We start from the raw sequence: 5,179 nt of genomic DNA on the forward strand, positions 1-5,179 counted from the left end.
CGCGGAGGGCGGCACCGCGCTCTATGCCGAGACCGCCGGCAAGCCGGGCTATGCGCCGACGCGCGCTTTCTATGCCCGCAGCGGGTTTCACGCGGTCGCGACCGTGCCGGATTTCTACGCCCGCGGTGACGCGAAACTGATCCTGCTGCGCCCGCTCGACTCAGGGCGGATGTGCTAGGCTTTTCGTTCAGGCGGTAGGGCCGGCGCTCCGCGAGCGGTTCCCTCGACCGACGCGCGAGCCGATGCCGGTTCGATCCCCCGACGATACGGACGCCGGGACCGACGCTCTCGGCCTCGGACCGGCGAAGGGAGAATGAGCCATGGCGCACGCGACCACGAACGAGCACGCGATCGCCGAGACCCGCGAGCCGACGGTGCGCCGCATCACGCTCGCCGACCTGCGGGAGGTGCTGGCGAAGGGTTGGGAGGATTTTCTCGCGATCCCGACCCAGCTCGTGTTCCTCGGCGTGATCTACCCCGTGGTGGGGCTGCTCGCGGCGCGCTTCGCCACCGGCAGCCTGCTGCCGCTGCTGTTCCCGCTGCTCGCGGGGCTCTCGCTGCTCGGCCCAGTGGTGGCACTCGGCCTCTACGAGATCAGTCGTCGGCGCGAACGCGGTGAGCCCGCCTCGGCCGCGCACGCGCTCTCGGTCGTGCGCTCGCCCGCGATCAAGGCGATCGCGCTGCTCGGCGCGATGCTGCTTGGCATTTTCGTCGCCTGGATCATCGCCGCGCGCGTGATCTACCTCGCCACGCTTGGCGACGGGCCGCATGGCGAGACGATCGGCGGGCTGCTCGTGGCCGCGCTCACCACGCGCGAGGGTTGGATGCTGATCGTGATCGGCAACGGCGTCGGGCTGCTGTTCGCGCTCCTGGTCCTGACGCTCACGGTGGTGTCGTTCCCGATGCTGCTCGACCGTCCGGTGGACCCGATCGTGGCGGTGCGCACCTCGATGCGCGCGGTCGCTACCAATCCGGTGCCGATGGTGGCCTGGGGCGCTGTGGTCGCGGCGCTGCTGGTGGCAGGTGCCCTGCCGCTGCTGGTCGGGCTCGCGGTCGTTGTGCCCGTCCTCGGCCACGCGACCTGGCATCTCTACCGCCGCGTGGTCGCCTGGTAGGGGTTACGGCCCGGTGCGCGTCGGCGGGACCGGAAAGGCCCGGTGTCGTGTCTTCAACACGAGCCACGTCGACCACGCGGCGAGAAGGAACAGGAACCCGCCGAGATCGAGCGGCGAGAACCACCGATCCGCACCCGTCATCGTGTAGGCGAGGACCACCTTCACCGCCATGACGGCGAGGCCGCCGATCATCAGCGTCGGCACCACGTCACCCAGGATCGCCAGGGACGGATGCAGGGTCGCACGCGGATCGGGTACTCCCGCCGCTTCGAGCCGACGCGCTTCGGCGAGGATGGCGTTGCGGCGCGCCATCGCCGTCCAGATCAGGGTGGCACCAGCCGCGATCAGGATCACGCCCATCACGTGTCGCATGAATGACCTCCCCTCATCCCGGCGGCTCAGCGCACGACGCGCACGACCGCCAGCCGGCCGCCACGGTCGCGCCGCTCGAGCCGGTCGTAGAGCCCGACCAACCAGGCGATCCTCGCGTCGAGGCCGGCAGTCGCGCGGTCCCGTCTTGGCGCGTTGGCGGCGGCCTCGACCAGGAACGCCGTCGCCTCGAGCGGCTGTTCGGCGAGTCGCGTCTCCGGCCAGCGCGCCGTGCGCGCGGCACTCGCGGCGAGCAGCGCGAGCTTGCGCCCCCTCGGGACCACGGCACGCGCGCTGACGGAGTCGCAGCCATGGCACCGCACACTGTGGCCGATCTCGGCATAGATCAGTCGCGCCGCGCCGATTCCTGCCCGGCACGAGGCAGGCAGACGCGCGATGCCCGCCTCGGCGCGCAGGTAGAGGCGATCGGCCTCGGCCAGCAGCCGCGCCACCACCGCGCCGAGCGCGGGCGTGAAGCGCGGCGCGGCGAGCAGCGCCTCCGGATCGATCCCGGCCTGATCCAGCCAGTCGAGCGGCAGGTAGAGCCGGCCCGCGCGTGCATCCTCACCGACATCGCGCGCGATGTTGGTGAGTTGCATCGCCACTCCGAGATCGCAGGCGCGCGCGAGCACGCGCCGGTCGCGCACGCCCATCAGCAGGGCCATCATCGCGCCGACCGTGGCGGCGACGCGCGCGGCATAGGCGTGCAGCGCGGCGAGGTCCGCGTAGCGCCGCGTCTCGGCGTCCCAACGGAACCCGTCGAGCAGCGCCTCGGGCAGCGCGCGCGGGATCGCGTGCCGCGCGACCACCTCGGCGAAGGCGCGGTCGGCCGCGATCGGGAACGGCCGCCCGTCATAGGCGCGGTCGAGCCGCTCATGCAGCCGGGCGAGCGCGGCCATGCGTCCCTGGCCGAGATCGATCGCGTCGTCGGCGAGCCGGCAGAATGCGTAGATCGCGCAGGCGGGGTCGCGCACGCGCGCCGGCAGCAGCAGCGAGGCGGCGAAGAAGCTGCGCGAGCCGCCACGCAGCAGGGCGCGGCAGGCGGCCAGATCGGCTGGGCTCGGCGCGTCAGGCGAGAGCGGCATCGGGCACCACCGCGTCGAGCACCTTGGCCGAGCAGAGCACGCCGGGCAGGCCCGCGCCCGGGTGCGTCCCCGCCCCGACCAGATAGAGGCCGGCGATCTCCTCGCTCGCGTTGTGCGGGCGGAACCAGGCGCTCTGGGTCAGCACCGGTTCGAGGCCGAACCCGGCGCCGCGCGGGGCCAGATAGTCGGCGGCAAAGTCGCGCGGGGTCAGCACGCGCGAGGTGACGATCTCACGCTCGAGCCCATGCAGCAGCGTCGCGGCAAGCCGGTGCTCGATCACCTGCCGGAACGGCTCCGCCGCGGCCGTCCAGTCGGTGAGGCTGTCGAGGTTCGGCACCGGGGCGAGCGCATAGAACGCGTCGCAGCCGGGCGGGGCGAGCGCGGGATCGGTCGCGGTCGGCCGGTGCAGGTAGAGCGAGACATCGGCCGCGAGGCGCTTATGGGTGAAGATGTCGGCCAGCAGCTCGCGGTAGCGCGGCCCGAGCAGGATGGTGTGGTGGCCGACGTCCTCGTGGCGGCGCCGCGTGCCGAAGTACCAGACGAACAGCCCCATCGAGCTGCGTGCGCGGGCAAGCCTGCGGTCGGTCCAGCGGCGCCGATGCTGCGCGGGCACGAGCCGGCCATAGGTGTGCGCGGAATCCGCGTTGGAGACGACGATCCGCGCGGCGATCGTCTCGCCGTCGGCGAGGCGCACGCCGGTGGCCCGGCCATCGCGCACGGTGACGCCCGCGACCTCGGCGCCGAAGCGCAGCGTTCCGCCCTGCCCGACGATGAGGTCGGCCAGTCCGCGCACCAGCGCGCCCGTGCCGCCCATCGCGTAGTGCACGCCCCAGCGCCGCTCCAGCGCCGCGATCAGGCAATAGACCGAACTCGCCGCGAAGGGATTGCCGCCGATCAGCAGCGGATGGAAGGAGAGCGCGATGCGCAGCCGCGGATCGCGCACGTGGCGGGCCACGGTCGCGTACACGCTCTGCCAGGCGCGCAGGCGGATCAGGGCGGGCGCAACGCGCAGCATGTCGGCGAAGCGGCCGAAGGGAACGTGGCCGAGCTCTTCGAAGCCGATCCGGCAGGTCTCGGCCGAGAGCCGCATGTAGCGCTCGTAGCCGGCGACGTCGGACGGGCTGAGCCGCGCCACCTCGGCGCGCATCGCATCGGCATCGCCGGTGCAGGCGAACACCGTGCCGTCGTCGAACCGGATCCGGTAGAACGGATCGCACGGCACCAGCGTGACGTCGTCGGCGAGGCGGCGTCCGGCGAGCGCCCAGAGCTCCTCGAACAGGAACGGTGCCGTCACGATCGTCGGACCGGCGTCGAAGGTGAAGCCGTCCTGCCGGAACACCCTGGCCCGCCCGCCGGGCTGGTCGAGCCGCTCCAGCACAGTGACGCGCCAGCCGCGTGCGCCGAGCCGCACGGCGGCAGCGAGGCCGCCGACGCCGCTGCCGATCACCACCGCATGGGGGCGCGAGTCGGTCGGAATCGCCAGGGGCGGCGGCGCGTCTGTCACGGTGGACATCGAATGGGAGTGTAATGGGCGATTGACAGTTGGAGCCAGTGCCATCGCGCCCTCCGCCTAGCGGTCGGCCGGCGCGAGCGCGGCCTCCTCGATCAGCGCTGCCGCCAGGTCCGGCCGCTCCTCGTGCGCGAGGTGGCCGAGGCCCGGCAGGCTGACGATCCGGGCCGCGGGCACCAGGGCGCGCACCCGCTCGGCATCGCCCGGCGGCACGGTCCGGTCGTTCGACCCGACCACGAGGATCAGCGGCACGGCAAGGCGGGGCAGGTCACCCGCAAGCGTCCGCAGATCCCATGCCGCCATCATGGCGAGCGCGGCCGCGACATGGGAGGGCTTGCGCAGCAGCCGCGTGTAGAGCGCCACCTGCTCGGGCGGAATGGTCGAGCCCGTCCCGGCGAGCAGCCGCTCGACGGTGGCGCGGTCCGCCGCCTGCCAGGACAGCACCCAGGGCACCACCGGCAGGGTGACCATGAACCGCGCGAGGCCCGAGAACCAGGGGACGTCACCGGGGCCGTTGCGGATCGGCACCAGCGCGCCGTTGAGGCTGACGATGCTGCGCGGCACCAGCAGCCCGTCGAGCGCCATCCGCGCGAGCACGGCCGCGCCCGCCGAGTGGCCGACCGTGAACCCGGGCCTGTGCCCGAGGGCGTCGAGCAGGGCTGCCACGCGCGCGGCCATTCCCGGGAGCGTGAACCCGTCCTCGGACGGCGACTCGGTGAAGCCGTGACCCGGCAGGTCGGGCGCGATGACGGTGAAGCTGCGCGCCAGCAGCGGCAGCAGCCGGGCCCAGGAATGGGTCGCCGCGCCGGTCCCGTGCAGCAGCAGCACGGCCGGCCCCTCGCCCATCACCTGGACGTGCCAGACGATCCCCCCCGCGGGGACGAACTGGCTCGCGATCCGGTTCGGCCAGTCGCGCCCGTCATGCACCCAGTCCGGACGCCGGGTCATCGCCGGGCCTCGACATCGGCGCGTACGACGCGGCTCAGCGTGGCCGCATCGGCGTAGGGCAGGGCAAGGTAGCGTGCACCCATCTCCCGCGCGATCCGTGCCGCTTCCGGCTGTGGTCGCGGCGCGGTGTCGATCAGCAGCGCGGTGCGCCC

General features: G+C 73.1%; 5 protein-coding genes. 1 reads left to right on the forward strand and 4 read right to left on the reverse strand.

The genetic code is table 11. The features are described 5' to 3' along the window. Window positions 1-320: 320 nt before the first annotated feature. Window positions 321-1,115: a DUF2189 domain-containing protein gene (locus tag ACTIFU_RS22240; protein WP_439580511.1), complete on the forward strand. Its 795-nt coding sequence runs from the start codon at window positions 321-323 to the stop codon at window positions 1,113-1,115. Window positions 1,116-1,118: 3 nt separating this feature from the next. On the opposite strand, the gene ACTIFU_RS22245 is transcribed toward ACTIFU_RS22240, so the two are convergent. The 4 genes from ACTIFU_RS22245 to bchO form a co-directional block, all read right to left on the reverse strand. Beyond that, window positions 1,119-1,487 (reverse strand): hypothetical protein, encoded by a 369-nt coding sequence (locus ACTIFU_RS22245; RefSeq protein WP_439580512.1) that lies wholly within the window; start codon window positions 1,485-1,487, stop codon window positions 1,119-1,121. Between the two features lie 26 nt (window positions 1,488-1,513). After that, window positions 1,514-2,569, reverse strand: a complete 1,056-nt coding sequence (locus tag ACTIFU_RS22250) for a phytoene/squalene synthase family protein (protein ID WP_439580513.1) — start codon at window positions 2,567-2,569, stop codon at window positions 1,514-1,516. After that, a complete protein-coding gene (locus ACTIFU_RS22255) occupies window positions 2,553-4,073 on the reverse strand; it encodes a phytoene desaturase (RefSeq protein ID WP_439580514.1) in 1,521 nt (506 codons plus the stop codon). The genes ACTIFU_RS22250 and ACTIFU_RS22255 overlap by 17 nt, the downstream gene beginning before the upstream one ends. 66 nt (window positions 4,074-4,139) lie before the next feature. Beyond that, window positions 4,140-5,027, reverse strand: coding sequence for an alpha/beta fold hydrolase BchO (bchO, locus tag ACTIFU_RS22260; protein ID WP_439580515.1), 888 nt, complete (start codon window positions 5,025-5,027; stop codon window positions 4,140-4,142). Window positions 5,028-5,179: the final 152 nt, after the last annotated feature.

The organism is Elioraea sp. (assembly GCF_051860475.1).
Taxonomy (GTDB): domain Bacteria; phylum Pseudomonadota; class Alphaproteobacteria; order Acetobacterales; family Acetobacteraceae; genus Elioraea.

Bases quoted from the DNA above. Each gene is read 5' to 3' on its own strand.
- ACTIFU_RS22250 (WP_439580513.1), bottom strand. From the start codon at position 2,569: ATGCCGCTCTCGCCTGACGCGCCGAGCCCAGCCGATCTGGCCGCCTGC.
- ACTIFU_RS22240 (WP_439580511.1), top strand. From the start codon at position 321: ATGGCGCACGCGACCACGAACGAGCACGCGATCGCCGAGACCCGCGAG.
- ACTIFU_RS22245 (WP_439580512.1), bottom strand. From the start codon at position 1,487: ATGCGACACGTGATGGGCGTGATCCTGATCGCGGCTGGTGCCACCCTG.
- bchO (WP_439580515.1), bottom strand. From the start codon at position 5,027: ATGACCCGGCGTCCGGACTGGGTGCATGACGGGCGCGACTGGCCGAAC.